The sequence below is a fragment of the Streptomyces daqingensis genome (genome assembly GCF_014645895.1).
Classification (GTDB): domain Bacteria; phylum Actinomycetota; class Actinomycetes; order Streptomycetales; family Streptomycetaceae; genus Streptomyces; species Streptomyces daqingensis.
The window spans coordinates 248051-266171 of record NZ_BMMP01000007.1 but is presented as its reverse complement, the minus strand read 5'-3'; the positions used below and the strand labels follow the sequence as shown (position 1 = coordinate 266171).

The 18121-nt window shown below is 73.0% G+C and carries 14 protein-coding genes and 1 pseudogene; 6 read left to right on the top strand and 9 right to left on the bottom strand.

Going from position 1 to position 18121, the window contains the following annotated elements; genetic code table 11:
* Window positions 1-4: 4 nt before the first annotated feature.
* Window positions 5-982 carry an HAD family hydrolase gene (locus IEY56_RS12845; RefSeq protein WP_189037274.1) on the top strand — a complete coding sequence of 326 codons (978 nt, stop codon included), beginning with the start codon at window positions 5-7 and terminating at the stop codon, window positions 980-982.
* Here IEY56_RS12845 and cydD read toward each other — a convergent pair.
* The 4 genes from cydD to hisC form a co-directional block, all read right to left on the bottom strand.
* A complete protein-coding gene (gene cydD / locus IEY56_RS12840) occupies window positions 900-4577 on the bottom strand; it encodes a thiol reductant ABC exporter subunit CydD (RefSeq protein ID WP_189037273.1) in 3678 nt (1225 codons plus the stop codon). The genes IEY56_RS12845 and cydD overlap by 83 nt on opposite strands.
* 9 nt (window positions 4578-4586) lie before the next feature.
* Window positions 4587-5588, bottom strand: a complete 1002-nt coding sequence (gene cydB, locus IEY56_RS12835; protein WP_189037272.1) for a cytochrome d ubiquinol oxidase subunit II — start codon at window positions 5586-5588, stop codon at window positions 4587-4589.
* Window positions 5589-5598: 10 nt separating this feature from the next.
* Window positions 5599-7122 (bottom strand): cytochrome ubiquinol oxidase subunit I, encoded by a 1524-nt coding sequence (locus tag IEY56_RS12830; RefSeq protein ID WP_189037271.1) that lies wholly within the window; start codon window positions 7120-7122, stop codon window positions 5599-5601.
* A 292-nt stretch (window positions 7123-7414) separates the two neighbouring features.
* Window positions 7415-8494: a histidinol-phosphate transaminase gene (gene hisC / locus IEY56_RS12825; RefSeq protein WP_189037270.1), complete on the bottom strand. Its 1080-nt coding sequence runs from the start codon at window positions 8492-8494 to the stop codon at window positions 7415-7417.
* Between the two features lie 341 nt (window positions 8495-8835).
* Here hisC and IEY56_RS12820 point away from each other — a divergent pair, with 341 nt between their 5' ends.
* The 3 genes from IEY56_RS12820 to IEY56_RS12810 all read left to right on the top strand — a co-directional run bounded on the left by IEY56_RS12820 (window position 8836) and on the right by IEY56_RS12810 (window position 12608).
* On the top strand, window positions 8836-9960 hold the full coding sequence (locus IEY56_RS12820) for a LacI family DNA-binding transcriptional regulator (protein WP_189037269.1): 1125 nt from the start codon (window positions 8836-8838) through the stop codon (window positions 9958-9960).
* A 299-nt stretch (window positions 9961-10259) separates the two neighbouring features.
* A complete protein-coding gene (locus IEY56_RS12815; RefSeq protein WP_189037268.1) occupies window positions 10260-11396 on the top strand; it encodes a metallophosphoesterase in 1137 nt (378 codons plus the stop codon).
* A gap of 204 nt (window positions 11397-11600) precedes the next feature.
* Complete coding sequence (locus tag IEY56_RS12810; protein WP_189037267.1) at window positions 11601-12608, top strand: hypothetical protein; 1008 nt, start codon at window positions 11601-11603, stop codon at window positions 12606-12608.
* A gap of 7 nt (window positions 12609-12615) precedes the next feature.
* Here the strand turns inward: IEY56_RS12810 and IEY56_RS12805 are convergent, their stop codons facing one another.
* The 4 genes and pseudogenes from IEY56_RS12805 to IEY56_RS12790 all read right to left on the bottom strand — a co-directional run bounded on the left by IEY56_RS12805 (window position 12616) and on the right by IEY56_RS12790 (window position 15695).
* Entirely contained in the window at window positions 12616-13749 is a 1134-nt protein-coding gene (locus IEY56_RS12805) for a cystathionine gamma-lyase (RefSeq protein WP_189037266.1), read from the bottom strand.
* A 45-nt stretch (window positions 13750-13794) separates the two neighbouring features.
* Complete coding sequence (locus tag IEY56_RS12800; protein WP_189037265.1) at window positions 13795-14697, bottom strand: fructosamine kinase family protein; 903 nt, start codon at window positions 14695-14697, stop codon at window positions 13795-13797.
* A 113-nt stretch (window positions 14698-14810) separates the two neighbouring features.
* A pseudogene (locus IEY56_RS12795) lies at window positions 14811-15311 on the bottom strand (low molecular weight protein-tyrosine-phosphatase); the annotation flags it as partial.
* Between the two features lie 6 nt (window positions 15312-15317).
* Window positions 15318-15695, bottom strand: coding sequence for a phage holin family protein (locus IEY56_RS12790; RefSeq protein ID WP_189037263.1), 378 nt, complete (start codon window positions 15693-15695; stop codon window positions 15318-15320).
* 82 nt (window positions 15696-15777) lie between these two features.
* Here IEY56_RS12790 and IEY56_RS12785 point away from each other — a divergent pair, with 82 nt between their 5' ends.
* Complete coding sequence (locus tag IEY56_RS12785) at window positions 15778-16095, top strand: cupin domain-containing protein (RefSeq protein WP_189037341.1); 318 nt, start codon at window positions 15778-15780, stop codon at window positions 16093-16095.
* A gap of 233 nt (window positions 16096-16328) precedes the next feature.
* On the top strand, window positions 16329-16553 hold the full coding sequence (locus tag IEY56_RS12780) for a DUF5326 family protein (RefSeq protein ID WP_189037262.1): 225 nt from the start codon (window positions 16329-16331) through the stop codon (window positions 16551-16553).
* On the opposite strand, the gene IEY56_RS12775 is transcribed toward IEY56_RS12780, so the two are convergent.
* Window positions 16513-18051: a YibE/F family protein gene (locus tag IEY56_RS12775; RefSeq protein ID WP_189037261.1), complete on the bottom strand. Its 1539-nt coding sequence runs from the start codon at window positions 18049-18051 to the stop codon at window positions 16513-16515. The genes IEY56_RS12780 and IEY56_RS12775 overlap by 41 nt on opposite strands.
* Between the last annotated feature and the right edge of the window lie 70 nt (window positions 18052-18121).

Sequence of the window (18121 nt, the reverse complement as noted above, 5' to 3'; positions counted from 1 at the left end):
GATGATGGGGGCTGTGACTGATCCGCGCCCGTCTCCCGCCGCCTGTGCCGCCGGGCCCTCCGCCGGCCCCGCCACCGCCGTGGGCACCCCCCGCGCCGTCCGTCCGCGGCTGATCGCCACGGACCTCGACGGCACGCTGCTGCGCGACGACAAGACGGTCTCGGACCGCACGGTCGCCGCCTTGGCGGCGGCAGAGGTCGCTGGGCTCGACGTCTTCTTCGTCACGGGACGTCCTGCGCGCTGGATGGACGTGGTGAGCGAGCACGTCCACGGCCACGGTCTCGCCATCTGCGCGAACGGCGCCGCGGTCGTCGACCTGCACCGGGGACGCAAGGTCGTGGACGTGCGCGCGCTGGAGCTGGACGACGCGCTGGCCGTCGTGGAGGCGCTGCGCGAGGCGGCGGACGGTGTGAGCTTCGCGGTCGAACGCAGCGGCGGAATCCACTTCGAGCCCTCCTACCCGGCCCTGCACCCCGATCCGGTGGGCTGCGTCGCCCCCGCCGAGAAGCTGCTGGGAGCGGGCCCGGGCCCCAGGCCCCCTCTGGACCACGGACAGCCCGTCCTGAAACTCCTCGCGTACCACCCCGAGCTCGAACCGGACGAGTTCCTCACCCTCGGACGCGAAGCGGCGGGCGCGCACGCGCAGTTCACACGCTCCAGCAAGTCCGCGCTGCTGGAGATCAGCGGGCGGGGCGTGAGCAAGGCCAGCACTCTGGCGAAGTGCTGCGCGGAGCGGGGCGTCCAGCCGGAGGAGGTCGTCGCCTTCGGCGACATGCCCAACGACCTGGAGATGCTGGGCTGGGCGGGAACGTCCTACGCGATGGCCAACGCGCACCCTCAGGTGCTCGCCGCCACGACGCACGTCACCTCGTCCAACGAGGCGGACGGCGTCGCGGAGGTCATCGAGCGGCTGCTGCTCGGGACGGACCCCGGTCCGGCGGCTCCGCCGTCCGGCGCTGTGCCGGACCGCGCGCGCCGCTGACCGCGCCCGCCTCGCCGGGCTCCGCACCGGCGCCCGCCGTCGCCGCCTCGGCTTCCCGCGCCAGCATCCTGCTGAACGGGCCTCCCGCGGCCGCCAGTTCGCGGTAGGTGCCGCGTTCGGCCGTGCGTCCGCCGTCCAGCACCACCACCTCGTCCACCGCGTCGAGGCCGTGGAGCCGGTGCGTGATCAGCACCGTCGTGCGGCCCTCCGTGGCGGCGAGCAGGTCCGCGGTGAGCGCGTCCGCGGTGGGGAGGTCGAGGTGCTCGGCGGGCTCGTCGAGGACGAGGACGGGGAAGTCCGCGAGCAACGCCCGTGCGAGCGCGAGCCGTTGGCGCTGCCCGCCGGAGAGCCGGGCTCCGTGCTCGCCGACGAGGGTGTCGAGCCCGTCGGGCAGCGTGGCGGCCCACGTTCCGAGCCGGGCGGCGGCCAGGGCCCGGTGCAGCTCGGCGTCGTCCGCGCCGGTACGGGCGAGGCGCAGGTTCTCCCGGAGCGAGCTGTCGAAGATGTGGGCGTCCTGCGCGCACAGGCCGACGAAGCGGCGGACCTCGTCGGACTCCAGCCGCTCCGCCGGGACTCCGCCGAGGGTGTACGTACCGCTCCGCACGTCGAGGAAGCGCAGCAGCGCCTGCGCGAGCGTCGTCTTGCCGGAGCCGGAGGCGCCTACCACCGCGACGCGGTGCCCGGGTGCGAGCGTCAGACCGAATTCCGCGAGCGGCGCGGGCGTCCGGCAGCCGGGGGCGGCGTCCTCCTCGTCCGGGTAGCGGACGGTGACGTTCCGCAGCTCGACGGGGAAGGGGGAGGCAGGCGCGGGAAGGGGACGCTCCGGCTCCCGGACGGGTTCGCGCGCTTCCAGCACCTCGCGTATCCGCTCCGCCGAACGCCGGGTGCGCTGCCGGTACTGGACGGCGAGCGGCATCCCGCTGACCGCCTCGAACGCGGCGAGCGGCGTCAGGACGAGCGCCGCCAGCCACACCCCGTCGAGAGACCCGTCGTGCACCGCCGCGACCCCGGTCCAGGCGGCTGCGGTGACGGTGAGCCCCGACGCGAGCGCGGCCAGGCCGGAACCGAGGGCGGTGACGGCGGCGGAGCGCGCGGCGAGGCGGGTCAGACCGGCGTCGGCGTCGCGTGCCGCGGCGGTACGGGCGGGCAGCGCCCCCGCGACGGTCGACTCGGCGGTTCCCGTGAGGAGGTCGACCACCCGGGTGGCGAGCGCGGCGCGCGCCGGGGCGAGGCGGCGCTCCGTGCGCCGGGAGAGCACGCCGGCCAGTGCGGGGACTGCGGCGCCCGCCGCGAGCAGGCCCGCGGCGAGGGCCGCCCCGGCGGCCGGGAGCAGCGCCGCGGTGAAGCCGACGGCGACGGTCCCGACGGTGACCGCGACCGCGGCGGGGAGAAGCCAGCGCAGCAGGTGGTCCTGGAGGGCGTCGACGTCGGCGACGAGGCGGGTCAGCAGGTCGCCGCGGTGGCTGCGGCGCAGCCCGGCGGGTGCCAGCCGCTCCAGCCGGCGGTGGACCTGCACGCGGACGTCGGCCAGGACGCGCAGCACCGCGTCGTGGGAGACGAGGCGCTCGGCGTACCGGAAGACGGCGCGCCCGATGCCGAACGCGCGCGTCGCCGTGACGGCGACCATGAGGTAGAGCACCGGCGGATGCTGTGCCGCCCTGGAGATCAGCCAGCCGGAAGTGGCCATGAGGCCCACGGCGCTGAGCAGCGCCAGCGAGCCGAGGAGGAGGGCGAGGGCGGCTCGCGGGGTCGCGGCGCGCAGCGTGAGAACGCCGGAGGCGTCCCGCGGCTGCGGGGGCTGCCGGGTCTCGGAGGTGGTGCCGCCGACGGAGGGACGGGGCTCCGGGACGGCCGGCGCCGCGGCCTCGTCCGCGGCGGCGTCCGCGTGTGCGGGCCCCGGGGAGGCGGCCGGCACCGGGCGGCCGCGCCACGGGCCGGGCTCCCCGGCGGTCCCGGACCGCCCGTCCGTCTCCGCCCGGTGCCCCTCCAGACGCAGCACCCGGTCCGCGACGCCCAGCAGCGCGGGGCGGTGCGTGATCAGCAGGACCGTGCGGTCGGCGCAGAGGCGGCGGACCGTCTCGACGACGGACGCCTCCGTCTCGCCGTCCAGCGCCGCCGTCGGCTCGTCGAGCAGCAGCAGCGGGCGGTCGGCGAGGAACGCCCGTGCCAGCGCGACCCGTTGGCGCTGCCCCGCCGACACGCCCGCCCCGCCCTCGCCGAGTCCGGCCGCCGGGTCGAGGCCCGCGCACGCCGCGTCGAGCGCGGCGCGCACCTCGGCGTCCGTGGCCCCGGGCCGGGCCAGCCGCACGTTGTCCGCGACGGTCCCCGCGAAGAGATGCGGATGCTGCGGGACCCAGGCGATCTGCTCGTGCCAGCTCGCGAGTCCGAAGCCGCCCAGCCGCGCACCGCCGGCCTGGATGCTGCCCTCGGCGGGGCGGACGAAGCCGAGCAGCGCGTTCACCAGCGTCGTCTTCCCCGAACCGGACGGACCGGTAAGAGCGAGCGTCTCGCCCGGCGCGAGCGTCAGGGAGGTGGCGGGCAGCGAGTCCTCGCGGCGGCCCTCGTGACGTACGACGAGGCCGTCGACCGTGATGTCCGCGGACCGCAGATCGGGGGCGGGCGGCCCGGAGACCTCCGGCGGGGCCTCCTCCAGTACGGCGAAGACCTCCTCGGCGGCGGACAGCCCCTCGGCGGCGGCGTGGTACTGGGTGCCGACCTGCCGCAGCGGCAGGTACGCCTCGGGTGCCAGGACGAGGACGAGCAGCCCGGTGTGCAGGTCGAGTTCGCCGTGCACGAGGCGCATGCCGATGCCGACGGCCACGAGCGCCACGGAGATCGTCGCCAGGAGCTCCAGGACGAACGAGGAGAGGAACGCGATGCGCAGGGTCCGCAGCGTGGCCCGCCGGTAGTCGGCGGTGATGGCGCGGATGTTCTCCGCCTGCGCCTTGGCCCGGCCGAAGACCTTGAGGGTGGGCAGGCCGGAGACGACGTCGAGGAAGTGGCCGGAGAGCCGGGAGAGCAGCCGCCACTGGCGGTCCATGCGGGCCTGGGCCGCCCAGCCGACCAGCACCATGAAGAGCGGGATCAGCGGAAGGGTCACGGTGATGACCGCGGCGGAGACCCAGTCGGCCGTGACGATCCTCGCCAGCACCGCCACGGGGACGACGACGGCGAGCGCGAGCTGGGGGAGGTAGCGGGCGAAGTAGTCGTCGAGGGCGTCGACGCCGCGTGTGGCGAGCGTGACGAGTTCACCGGTGCGCTGCTTCGACAGCCACGCCGGGCCGAGCCTGCCGGCGTGCTCCAGCAGCCGCGTGCGCAGCTGCGACTTGACCGCGGCGCTGCAGCGGTGCGCGGTCAGCTCCGTCAGCCAGGACACCAGTGCCCGGCCGCCCGCCGTGGCGGCGAGCAGCATCAGCGGGGTCCGCAACTGCCCTGCCGTGGCGTGCTCCTGGAAGCCGCGCACGACGACGTCGGCGATCAGCATCGCCTGCGCGACGACCAGTCCCGCGGATGCCAGCCCCAGCAATACGGAGGCCGCGAGGAAGACCCGCGTGGTGCGGGCGTACCTGAGCAGGCGCGGGTCTACGGGCTTCATGGGGTGACCTCAGTGGTTGCCGGCGATGTGCTGCGTGCCGATGCGCTTGCGGAAGACCCAGTATGTCCACCCCTGGTAGAGAAGGACGACCGGTGTGGCGAAGGCCGCACACCAGCTCATGATCCTCAGCGTGTACGGGCTGGAGGCCGAGCCCTCGGCCGTCAGGCTCCAGCCGGAGTCGAGCGAGGACGGCATCACGTCGGGGAAGAGCGCGAGGAAGAGCATGGCCACCGTGGCGGCGACGGTCACCCCGGACAGCCCGAAGGCCCAGCCCTCCCGGCCCGCCCTGTTCGCGAGCACGGCGGCGAGCAGCGCGGCCAGTGCCACCGCGAGTGCGATGAGGCTCCCGGTGCCGCCGGTGTGCTGCTGCGTCCACGCGAGGAAGACCGCCAGCACGGCGGCCGCGGCGAGACCGAGCCGGCCCGCGAGCCGCCGCGCCCGCAGGCGTATGGCGCCGGTGGTCTTCAGCGCGGCGAAGACGCTGCCGTGGAAGGTGAAGAGGACGAGCGTCGCCAGCCCGCCGAGCAGCGCGTAGGGGCCGAACAGGTCGGCGGTCGTCCCGGCGTAGTCCTTCCGCGCGTCGATCGGCACGCCCCGCACGATGTTGGCGAAGACGGCGCCCCAGAGGAACGCCGGAAGCAGCGAGGTCACGAACAGCGCGGCCTCCCAGCGGTCCTGCCAGCCGCGCTCGGGCCGCTTGGCGCGGTACTCGAAGGCCACGCCGCGCACGATGAGGCAGACGAGGACGAGCAGCAGCGGCAGGTAGAAGCCCGAGAAGAGCGTCGCGTACCAGTCGGGGAAGGCGGCGAAGGTCGCCCCCGCCGCGGTCAGCAGCCACACCTCGTTGCCGTCCCAGACCGGTCCGATGGTGTTGATGAGCACCCGGCGTTCCGTCCGGTCGCGTGCGAGGAGGCGGGTGAGGACGCCGATGCCGAAGTCGAAGCCCTCCAGGAAGAAGTAGCCGGTCCACAGCACGCCGATGGCGGCGAACCAGACGTCGTGCAGTTGCATCGCTCTCTCCTCAGTACGAGAAGGCCATCGGCCTGTCGGCGTCGGCGTCGTGACCGCCGATCCGGGTGGGCGGGTCGAGGTCGTCGTCGGTCAGCTCCGGGGGCCCGGCCTTGACGTACTTCACGAGCAGCCTGACCTCGACGACGGCGAGGACGGCGTACAGCGCGATGAACACGGACATCGACGTGATGACCTCGCCCTGGCTCACGCTGGGCGAGACCGCCGCGGACGTGGGCAGCACGCCGTAGACGACCCACGGCTGCCGGCCGGTCTCGGTGAAGATCCACCCCCAGGCGTTGGCGGCGAGCGGGAACGCCATGGTCAGCAGCGCGAGCCGCCAGTACCAGCGGGTGAGGGCGGGGCCGGCCGCGCGGTCGCGGGTCAGGGCGAGGACGGGGACCTCGTCGCCGGACGTGCGGAGCCGGGGGGAGAGCCAGAGCCTGCGCCGGGTGAGGTAGAGGCCGGCGGTCCCCAGCGCCAGCGACGTCATGCCGAAGCCGATCATCCAGCGGAACGACCAGTAGGCAAGGGGGATGTTGGGCCGGAAGTCGGTGATGCCCGTCTCCTCGCCGTACTTCTCCTGCAGCGCCTTCTGCGTGTCGTTGATGCCGGGGACGGCGGCGGAGAAGTCGTCGTGCGCGAGGAAGGAGAGCAGCCCCGGCACTTCGACGGCGACCTCGTTGTGGCCTTCGTCGACGTCTCCGTAGGCGAAGAGCGAGAAGGGCGCGGGCGCCTGCGTCTCCCACAGGGCTTCGGCGGCGGCCATCTTCATCGGCTGCTGGTCGTACATGATCTTCCCCAGCCGGTCGCCGGAGACGGCCGTGAGCGCCCCGGCGGCCACGAGCGTGACCAGCCCCAGACGCAGCGAGGAGCGCATCACCGCCACGTGCCTCCCCCGCACGAGGTGGTACGCGGCGACGCCGACGACGAACGCGCCGCCCGTGAGGAACGCCGCGGCCAGGGTGTGCGCGAACTGCGCGACGGCGGTGTTCTGCGTGAGCACGCGGAGGATGTCGGTGAGTTCGGCCCTGCCGTTGTCCGGGTTGATGCGGTAGCCCACGGGGTGCTGCATCCAGGAGTTGGCGGCGAGGATGAAGTAGGCGGACAGGACGGTGCCGAGGGCGACCATCCACATGCACGCCGCGTGGAGGCGCTTGGGCAGCTTGTCCCAGCCGAAGATCCACAGCCCGATGAAGGTCGACTCGAAGAAGAAGGCGATGAGCGCTTCGAAGGCGAGCGGGGCGCCGAACACGTCCCCGACGAAGCGCGAGTAGTCCGACCAGTTCATCCCGAACTGGAACTCCTGCAGGATTCCCGTCACCACGCCCATGGCGATGTTGATCAGGAAGAGCTTCCCCCAGAACTTGGTGGCCCGCAGGTACCTCTCCTTGCCGGTGCGCACCCACGCCGTCTCGAGCCCGGCGACGAGGGAGGCCAGCGAGATCGTCAGGGGGACGAAGAGGAAGTGGTAGACGGTCGTGACGCCGAACTGCCAGCGTGCCAGCGTCTCCGGCGCCAGAGCTGTGATCTCCACCGGCTCTCTCCTTTGCCTTCCACCGCGCCCCGCGTTCCTCCTGGTCGAGTCAGAACGCCGGGGCCCGCCGAGTGCACTTGTGAATGCGTTCACATTCACAAGTAATGCTACGACCACGCCGGACCGCCCGCGCAGCGGGGGCGCCGAAAAGGGAGGAAGGCCACATCTGCCCGGCAGGACGGGCGGCCACGACGGCGGCGGCCCGCCTGCGCCTGCCCCCGCTGAGGGCAGGGCGGACGGGCCGCCGTCGTGTCGCCGGTTCGCGGACCGAGGGGCCGCGCCGGCCGTGAGGTCAGAGTTCGTTCTTGCGGAAGGCGGCGGCGGTCTGCAGGAAGATGTCGTTCGCCTCGCTCTCCCCCACCGTGACGCGCACTCCCTCGCCGGCGAACGGGCGGACCACCGCACCGGCCTTCTCGCACGCCGCCGCGAAGTCGACCGTACGCTCGCCCAGCCGCAGCCACACGAAGTTGGCCTGCGACTCCGGGACCGTCCAGCCCTGCGCCACCAGCTCGCGCGAGACGCGCGCACGCTCCGCCACGAGCGTCTCCACCCGCTCCAGCAGCGCGTCCTCGCTGCGCAGCGACGCCACCGCGGCGTCCTGGGCGACCTGGCTGACCCCGAACGGCACGGCGGTCTTGCGCAGCGCGGCGGCGACCGGCTCGTGAGCGACGGCGAAGCCGACCCGGAGCCCGGCCAGGCCGTACGCCTTCGAGAAGGTGCGCAGCACGCAGACGTTGGGACGGTCGCGGTAGAGGGAGATCCCGTCCGGGACGTCCTCGTCGCGGACGAACTCGCGGTACGCCTCGTCCAGTACGACCAGGACGTCTTCCGGCACCCGGTCCAGGAACCGCTCCAGGGCGTCCCGGCGGATGGCCACGCCCGTGGGGTTGTTGGGATTGCAGACGAAGATCAGCCTGGTGCGCTCGGTGACCGCGTCGGCCATCGCGTCCAGGTCGTGCTCCTCGCCCTCGGTCAGCGGGACCTGCACCGAGGTGGCGCCGGAGATCTGGGTGACGATCGGGTAGGCCTCGAAGGACCGCCAGGCGTAGACCACCTCGTCGCCCGGGCCCGCGGTGCTCTGGAGCAGCTGCTGGGCGACGCCGACCGAGCCGGTGCCGGTGGCCACGTGCTCGACGGGGACGCCGAAGCGCTCCGCCAGTTCGGCCATCAGCGCCGTGCAGGCCATGTCCGGATAGCGGTTGGCCTTCGCCGTGGCCGCCGTCATCGTCTCCAGGACACCCGGCAGCGGGGGGTAGGGGTTCTCGTTGGAGGACAGCTTGTACGCGGCCGTTCCGGAGGCGGCCGGCCGTCCGGGCCTGTAGGTGGGGATCCCCTCGAGCGCGCCGCGCAGCCTGGGCGTCTTCTCACTCACCGCTGTTCCTCCTCGTCCCGACTCGGACTTCAATACTGCTCACCATAAGAGGAATGCGGAACAGAGCGTACGGGTGTGCGGCATGAGCTCCCCCACGCACTACCGCGCTGGTGGCGGGAGCGGTGGCGCGCGTCACTCATGAGTGTGAGTTGAGACCTCCTCGAAACATCCCCGTGTCCGCGGGCGCAATCGCCCGAACGGGACGCAAAGTTTATGACGGGGCGTCAACTACCGTAGTTTTAAAGGTTGTTGATGCCAGGGACACATGCAGAATCGTGCCTTCTGGCCCTCCTCCGCGGCGTCCGCCACCCCCTCCGCCGCGGGCCTACGATCGGGGCGCCATGACAGCAGCAGAGAAGCATCAGGTAAGCCGGGCACCGGCCTCGCGCCGGGCACGCGGGGGGAGCCGGCTGAACGGGCGCGCGGGCATCCGCGATGTCGCCGCCGCGGCCGGTGTATCCATCACGACTGTCTCCGACGCCCTCAACGGCAAGGGCAGACTGCCCGAGGCCACCCGCCGGCACGTCCGCGAGGTCGCCGAGCGCCTCGGCTACCGCCCGTCGGCGGCCGCCCGCACGCTCCGCACCGGGAAGTCCGGCCTGATCGGGCTCACCGTGACGACGTACGGCGAAGAACCGTTCACCTTCACCGAGTTCGCCTACTTCGCGGAGATGGCGCGTGCGGCCACCTCGGCAGCGCTCGCCCGGGGATACGCGCTGGTGATCCTGCCCGCCACCTCCCGCCACGACCTGTGGTCCAACGTCGCGCTCGACGGCACCGTCGTCATCGACCCCTCCGACGAGGACCCCGTCGTCACCGAACTCGTGCGCTCCGGGCTGCCGGTGGTCTCCGACGGCCGCCCCGCCGGCTCGCTGCCCGTCACCGCGTGGGTCGACAACGACCACGAGGCGGCGGTGCGCGGTCTCCTCGACCACCTCGCCGAGTCGGGCGCCCGCCGGATCGGGCTGCTCACCGGCACCAGCACCGACACCTACACGCGGCTCTCCACCTCCGCCTACCTCGACTGGTGCCGCCGCGTCGGCCAGGAACCGGTCTACGAGACCTACCCGGCCCACGACCCCTGCGCCGGCGCGGTCGCCGCGGACCGGCTGCTGGCGCGGCCCGACCGCCCCGACGCCGTCTACGGCCTGTTCGACCCCAACGGCACCGACCTGCTCGCGGCCGCGCGGCGCTACGGGCTGCGCGTACCGGAGGACCTGCTGCTGGTGTGCTGCAGCGAGTCCACCGTCTACGCCAGCACCGAACCGCCCATCACCACGCTCTCCCTGAAGCCCGGCAGGATCGGCAACACCGTCATCCAGTTACTCATCGACGCCATCGAGGGCGTCGGTCCGAAGTCACCCGTGCACCAGGTCATGCCGACCGACCTCATCGTCCGTACGTCCTCGCAGCGCCGCCCGCCCCGCAACACGGTCAGCGCGCCGCGTTCCCCGGGCGCCGAATGACGGCCGCGGCCCCTCCGGACCGTCCGTGCCGAGCGGCTGACGGACCCTCCGCGCGGGGACGAGAGGCAGATTTCCGGAGGAATGCGCCACCGTCGCGTGCACGAGCCTCAATTGCCACCCCCATGTGCGTCGCGAGCCGCTACCGGCGTTCCTATGATGGGCGCACGACACCGGGACCCGCCCTCGACCTGTGAAACCGTGGAGCCACGGACGTGTGGGCCGGCGCAGAGAGGCGACAGGCGGGAACTCCCCGCCGCGGCAGGCAGGGCAAGGTCCGGGCAGGTGCACGGCGGCGCGCGATGGTGGAGGGGTCGATGACTCAGGGGGCCGGTCAGGGACCCGCGATGTGGCAGGGCGGCGGCGCGACCGCGCAGGGGGACGGATTCGGCGGTGGTCCCGTTCCGCCCGCACCGGCTGTCGCCCCGGCGCAGGCCGCTGAGCCCGCACCTCTCCCGCCTCCGGCAGCGGCCTCCGCGCCTGTACGGCAGGAGCCGGCCCGGCCGGAGGAGCCCGAGGGCTACACGCCCACCGAACGCGACCTCCCGGTCATCACCCCCGGCGGGAACGGCGAACGGGAGCCCACCCTCGTGGACGTGCCGAAGCCCGCCACCACCAATGAGGGCGAGGGTTCGCTGTTCGTCGTCGGCGACGTGCACGGCTACCTCGACGAGCTGCGCGAGGCACTGCGCGCCGCGGGGATCATCGACGCCCAGGACGACTGGATCGCCGGCAACGCCCGTCTGTGGTTCCTCGGCGACTTCACCGACCGCGGCCCGGACGGGATCGGCGTCATCGACCTGGTGATGGACCTCTCGGCACAGGCCGCCGCCGCGGGCGGCTACTGCAAGGCCCTGATGGGCAACCACGAACTCCTGCTCATCGGCGCGAAGCGCTTCGGGGACACTCCCGTCAACTCCGGCGCGGGCACCGCCTCCTTCCAGGCGGCCTGGCTCCTCAACGGCGGCCAGCGCTCCGACATGGAGCGCCTGCAGGACCACCACGTGCAGTGGATGTCGCGGCTGGACGCGATGGCGCTCGCCGACGGGCACCTGCTGCTGCACTCCGACGCCACCTGCTACCTCGACTACGGCACCACCATCGACGCGGTCAACGACGCCGTCACCGTGGCGCTCCAGCGCAACGACGCCGACGAGACCTGGGACCTGTTCCGCAAGTTCACCAAGCGGTTCGCCTTCCGCGACGGCACGGGCCCGGAGAACGCCCGGGGCCTGCTCTCCGTCTTCGGCGGCGAGCGCATCGTCCACGGCCACAGCCCGATCCCGTACCTGCTGGGCGACGTGGGCAGCGAAGACGAGGAGGACGCCCCCGACGTGACCGGCCCGCACGTCTACGCGGACGGGCTGGCGCTGGCCATGGACGGCGGCGTGACCATGGCCGGAAAGCTGCTCGTCACGCAACTTCCGCTGACGGAATAGCCGTTCAGGGGCGGGCGCAGAACTTCACGCACGGGCGCGGACGGCGCGGAACACGTTGCCGGGAAGGGCCAATTACCGGAAACTCTTCATCAAGGGGTGCCGGACTCCCTCTACCATCGGTCCTGCCGCAGCGAGTTCCCCTACCCGTCGCCGTGGCTGCCCCGCCCGCCGACCGGCCTTCACGGCCTTACGGAGCATCGGGGGATGCACATGAACAGCGCTCCGCACCTGTTGCCCGAGGACCGGCCCGAGTTCGAGCGGGCCGTGGACGAGGCACTGCGTACGGCGGCCCGCCGTCCCGCTCTCGCGGGGCTGGGCGAGCGGCTCAAGGCCGAGCAGCTCCGGACCATGGCCCTCAGCGCGGCCAGCGCCATCGCCGGCAACGCCGCGGAGGAGTACGCCCACTTCGTCGCGCTGCGCACCGAGTTGCGGCAGCCGGCCGGGCAGGCCGCCTCGGCAGCGCGCCCGGCCGGCGCCGGAGTCCGCACGGGCGCGGACGCCGGTTCCGGCGCCGCGGCTGCCGACGCCAACCGCCCCGAGGAGGCGGGCCTCGCCGCCGACGGCGGCCAGGGCCCGGCCGACTCCGCGGGAGCCGGGCTGCTGGCGATGGTGTCCGTGCTGGTGCCGCTGCTCGCGGGGACGGCGGCGGTCATCTTCCTGCTGTTGGGCTATGCGCTGCACGCCGTGACACCCGAGCCGTCGATAGCCGCCCCCATGAGGGGCGCCGGCTGGGTCTTCGCCGTGCTCGCCGCCGCGGGAACCGTCGTCGGCATGGTCGAGTTGTGGCTGACCGCCCTGCGCAACGGGGCCGGAGCACGCCGGACGGCGGCCGAGGAGCAGGCGGCTTCCGGCTCCGGAACGCCGGGCCGCGCGGGCCGTACGGAGGACCTCGCCAAGGCACGCGCCGCCTGGCGTGAGGCGCTGCTGGAGCGCGGCATAGTCCCGTTCCTGACCGGCGCCCTCGCGGACGAACCGGGCGGCCGGGCCCCGTCCAGCTACGCCCCCACCCCGGGCGAAGGCCAGGCGGGCGAGCAGACGCAGGACGGGCAGACGCGGCGTGCGGAGCGCACGCCGCGGCTCGGCTACTCCCACCCGGACTTCTCCAGCCGCACTCCCTCCGACGGCAAGGAGGAGCGGAGCGTACGCCCCCGCTACTCCAGCCCCGACTACTCGAGCCCGGAGTACGGAGGGCCCGAACACCCGTCGCAGTAGGGCCGGTTCAGCCGCCCGCGGCGACGTCGAGCGCGTGCCGGACGTCCGCCACGAGGTCCTCGGCGTCCTCCACGCCGACAGACATGCGCACGAAACCCTCCGGCACGGCGTCACCGCCCCAGCGGCCGCGACGTTCCGCCGTGGAGCGGAGGCTTCCGAAGCTGGTCGCGTCGTCGACGAGGCGCAGCGCACCGAGGAACCGCTCCGCCTCCGCCTTGCCGGGAAGCGTGAAGGAGACGACGCAGCCGAAGAGGCTCATCTGCCGCGCCGCCACCTCGTGCGCCGGGTCGCCGGGGAGCCCGGGGTGGCGTACACCGGTGACGTCCGGCCGCTCCAGCAGGGCCTCCGCGACGGCCCGCGCGTTCTCCGCCTGACGCCGGGTGCGTACGTCGAGCGTCGCCAGCGAACGGTGCGCGAGCCAGGCCTCCATCGGGCCCGGGATGGCGCCGACGTGCTTGCGCCACAGCCGGACGGAGTCCGCGAGCTCCTGGTCGCGGCAGGTGACGTAGCCGAGCAGGATGTCGCCGTGCCCCGTCAGCGCCTTGGTGCCGCTGGCCACCGAGAAGTCGGCGCCGAGTTCGAGCGGGCGCTGCCCCAGGGGCGTGGCCAGCGTGTTGTCGACGGCGACGAGAACGCCGCGCTCGTGTGCCGCGGCGGTCAGCCGCCGGATGTCGCACACGTCGAGCCCGGGGTTCGACGGTGATTCGATCCACAGCAGCGACGCCCCGTCGAGCTGGGCGAGTTGGGCGTCCCCGGCCGTCGGCGCGGTGCGGACCTCGGCGCCGAAGGCCTCGAGCCGCTCCCGCATGGCGGCCAGCAGGTTGTACCCGTCGTCGGGCAGCACGAAGACGCTGCCGGGCCGGGCGCGGGAGAGCAGCACCGCGGAGATCGCGCCCATCCCCGAGGCGAAGGCGACGGTGTGCGCGGCCTCGTCCCCGGGGCACTCCAGCTCGCCGATGGCGCTCTCCAGGCCGGTCCAGGTGGGGTTGGCGTCGCGGCCGTAGGTGTAAGGGGCGCCGGCGACGTCACCGGGGAGGTGGTAGTGGGCGGCGAAGACGGGGCCGGGCAGCGGCGGGGCGTAGGCCTCCTCGTCGGGGAGGCCGGCCCGTACGACCCGGGTCGCGTCGCGGTCGGTGCTCATGGGTGCTCTCCTGTCGGGACGGCCGGGCCGGCGCGGGCCGCGCCGTCAGCCCTGGCGCAGCGCGGCCCGTGCCGCCTCCCCGCACTTCGCGCCGTACGCGCCGCCGAAGAGGACCGCATGCACGAGCAGGTGCTGCAGCTGGTGGAGAGGGACACGCTCCGCGCGGCCCTCGATGGGACGTACCTCTTCGTACGCGGCGAGGATACGGGAGAGCTCGGGGCAGCCGAACAGCTCCAGGAGCGCCAGGTCTGTCTCGGGATGGCCGCCCTGAGCTGCGGGATCGATCAGCCTGGCGCGGCCGTCCGCCGCCCAGTGCACGTTGCCGGACCACAGGTCGCCGTGGATCAGCGCCGGAGGCTGCGGCGGCCCGGCCACCTTGCCGATCTCCTCGCACAGCTGCTCCACGTCAAGGGTGTCGGACGCGGATATGCCGCCCCGGTCGAAGGCCTCGCGCAGGAAGGGCCGCAGCCGGTACTCGGCGTGGAAGCGGGGCCAGTCGGCGGGGTCGGAGACGTTCTCGTCGGGGCTCGGCAGGGGGAGGGTGCCCAGGTAGGCGGCTCGTCCGGGGGTGCCGTAGGAGACGGTGCCGCTGATGTCGTGCATCGCGGCGAGGTCCCGTCCGAATCTCTCGGCCTCCTGCGAGGACGGGCTCCCGTACGCGGGCTCGACCCACTCCAGCACCAGCACGTCGTCGGCGACGGCCAGGACGCGCGGGACCGCCACCTCGCCGGTGACGGCGAGCATCGCCAGCCCCGCGGCCTCCGCTTCGAAGAAGCCCTGCGGCGGGTCGGCCAGCGACTTGGCGAAGACGGTGCTGTGGGGACCGAGCGGGCCGCCGCGCAGGGTGATGCGCCAGGCGTCGCAGATGTCCCCGCCGGGCAACGGGTACGCCCCGGTTGCCTCGGCGGCGTCGGTCAGCTGCGCCACGCGGTCGGCGACGGCGTTCATGGGTGCTCTCCTGTGCTGTTGTGCTCGCCCACGAGGGGGCGTCCTGTGCTGTCGTCTCTGCTTCCGGCGCCGCCGGGGGCGCTCGCGCCGCTTCCGCTGGCGCCCCGGTCCCCCGCACGCTGCTCCAGCGCCGCGGCGACCTCGGCGATCAGTCCGGACATCGCCGCCTCGACGAGCCGGAGGCACTCCTCGAAGCCCTCGGGACCGCCGTAGTAGGGGTCGGGAACGTCGAAGCCGAAGCCGTCGTCCTCGGCCGCCGTGGGATCGTAGCCGCGCAGGAGCCGGATCTTCGCCTCGTCCCCCGGTGAGGGCGCCATAGCCCGCAGTTCACGGGCATGGCCTTCGTCGAGGGCGACGACGAGATCGTGGTCCGCGAACCCGTCCCGTCGGAACTGCTGCGCCACGTGGTCCAGTTCGTATCCCGTCTCCTCCAGCAGCGCGGCCGTGCGGGGGTCCGCGGGGTCTCCGGCGTGCCATCCCCCGGTGCCCGCGCTGCTGGTGACGACCTCGCCGTCCAGTCCCGCCTCCGCGATCCGGGCGCGGAATACGGCCTCCGCCATGGGTGAGCGGCAGATGTTGCCGGTGCAGACGAAGCAGACGCTGTACTCGTGCATGCCGCCTCAGTCCCGGTCGGGCAGAACCATGTGCAGGGCCCACGCCACGATGGAGATGACGAGGCCGCCCAGGAAGGCCGAACCGAAGCCGTCCACATGGAAGTTGACGTCCACCTGGTCCGAAACCCAGGACGTGAGCATCAGCATGAGGGCGTTGATGACGAGCGTGAAGAGTCCGAGCGTGAGGATCAGCAGCGGCATCGAGAAGAACTTCAGCAGCGGCTTCACCACGAAGTTCACCACACCGAAGATCAGTGCCACGATGATCAGCGTGAGCGTCTTCTCGCCGGTGCCGGTGCCGGTGACCTCGACACCGGAGACCAGCCATGTGGCCACCGCGAGGGCGGCTGCGTTGGCGAGCGTCTTGATGAGGAAATTCGTCATAGTGTGATCGTGGCAGAGCCGGACGCCGGCAGCACACGGGGTCCCTGGCGGGGTGGAACGGAAGAGCGGGGTGGGCAGCGAGATGAAGGAGTTCCGGCTGGACGAGTTGGAGGCCCAGCGGGCCGCCAACGACGGGGCGTACCTTCAGTTCCTTCGCGAACGCCACATGTCGGCGGGCCTGTACGCCCTCGACCGGGGCACCGTCGACCCGCAGCAGCCGCACCGGCAGGACGAGGTGTACCTCGTCGTCAGCGGACGCGGCGCGATCACCGTGGGCACCGAGACGACCGCCGTCGCGCGCGGCAGCGTCGTGTACGTACCGGCCGGGACGCCGCACAAGTTCCACCACATCAGCGAGGACCTGCGGATGATGGTCGTCTTCGCGCCCCCTGAGGGCTGACACAGCCAGCCGCCTTCGGGGCCGGCCCCGGAGACGGCCGGACAGGCCGGACGGACCGGACAGGCCCGGCTCAGGGTCGGCGTAGGGGGCGGTTCAGGGGAGGACCGGGGGCTCCGGCCCTCCCGTCGCGGACCGGCGAGTCCTAGCATCGGAGTCGGAAGGCGGCAGGACCTGCCGCGGAGTTCGCACTCACCGGTCCGCACACGGGCCGGCCGGCCATCGGGAGCGGTTCAATGGACGCCAAGGGGATCATCAGAAGCCTGCCGTGGTGGGTGAAGTGGGTCGCGATCCCGCTGATCGCAGTCGTCGTCTTCGGCGGCCTGATCCTCAGCGTCGTCGGCTTCCTCGTCGGGCTCCTCTTCAAGCTGCTGATCTTCGCCGCTCTGGTCGGCGGCCTCATCTACGTGGTGCGGCACTTCACCTCGGCTTCCTCCTCCTCCCGCCGCGACGACTGGTGACGGGAGCGGGCGCACCCTCGCGCCCCGCGTGAGCGGCCGCCGACGTGGTCGCGGACGCCTGGGAGGCGCCGCCCGCCGGGCCGGCCGCTGCCGGTACGGCGCCCCGGCGGTCCGCCGACACCACGAGCGCCGCCAGAAGCGTCGTGACCGGGACGGACGCGACGAGGCCGATCGAGCCGACGAGCGTGCGGACGATCTCCTCCGCCACGACCTCGCTCGTCGCCACCGTGGAGACGCTGCTGTGCGCGATGGAGAACAGCAGCATCAGCGGCAGCGCGGCACCCGCGTACGCCAGCACCAGCGTGTTGACGACGGAGGCGATGTGATCGCGGCCGATCCGCATGGCCGCGCCGTACAGCTTCCGCCAGCCCGCCCCGGGATCGGCCTGCTTCAGCTCCCACACGGCTGACGTCTGCGTGACCGTGACGTCGTCGAGCACACCGAGCGAGCCGATCAGTACGCCCGCGAGCAGCAGGCCCTGGATGCCGATGCCGGGGAAGAGACCGTGCACGAGGCCGGTCTGGTCGTCGGTGTTGCCCGTGAGCCGTGCCCAGTCGATGAAGAGCGAGCCGAGCACGCCGATGAGCAGCAGCGATATCAGCGTCCCGACCACGGCCACGGAGGTGCGCGCGGAGAAGCCGTGGCAGAGGTACAGCGTCGCCAGCATGATCGCGCTGCCTCCGACGACAGCCACCACCAGCGGATTCGAACCCTGCAGTATCGCGGGCAGGATGAAGAACGACAGCACTGCGAAGCTCACGGCCAGACCGGCCAGGGCGAGCATGCCGCGCATCCTTCCGACGAGCACGACGAAGAGCGCGAACACACACGCCAGCAGCACGACCGGGACGTCCCGGTCGACGTCGACGACGCTGTAGCGCAGCTCGCGGGGCGCGTTCGCCGCGTACGCGACGACCACCTCCTGCCCGGCCGAGTAGGTGCGGGTGGCGTCGGGCGGCACGACCTCGGTGAAGGTGTCGCCCTTGTCCTTGCCCTCGGCTACTTCGACGGTCGCCTTGCGGCAGGTGCCGCCGGACGCCTCGCCGCCGCCCTGCCCCTGCGCACCGGCGGACTGTCCGGGCGCCTGCCCCGGCTGGCCGGACGGCGGGCGTACGTTCACGTCCTCGCAGTCGACGACCTTCACCGCCGTGACGCGTGCCGCGAGCGTGGGCCGGTCGAAGCCGAGGCCCGTGTCCTCGTCGTGGCCCGGGACCCCGCCGGGCCAGAGCGCGACGAGGCCGGCGGCGACGGCGACGGCGAAGGGGATGAGCACCGCCGCGATGACTTTCCGCAGATGGCGGGAGACGGGCGCGGGGGGTCCGTGCCCGTGGGAATGGCCGTGGGAACCGTGGGCGTGAGCGTGGGCGTGCCCGCTGCCGTGTCCACTGTCGTGTCCGCTGTTCTGTCCGGGCGCCTGCCCCGGCACCTGCCCGGGTGCTCCGGTGTGAGGCGTGTTTCCGCCGGGGCTGCCGGGACGGAACGGAGGTGTCGGTGTCACGCCCCGATCATCGCAATACCGGAGGCGCTCTGGTCAGTTCTGTCACCGTGGCACTAGCGTGAGTACGCCT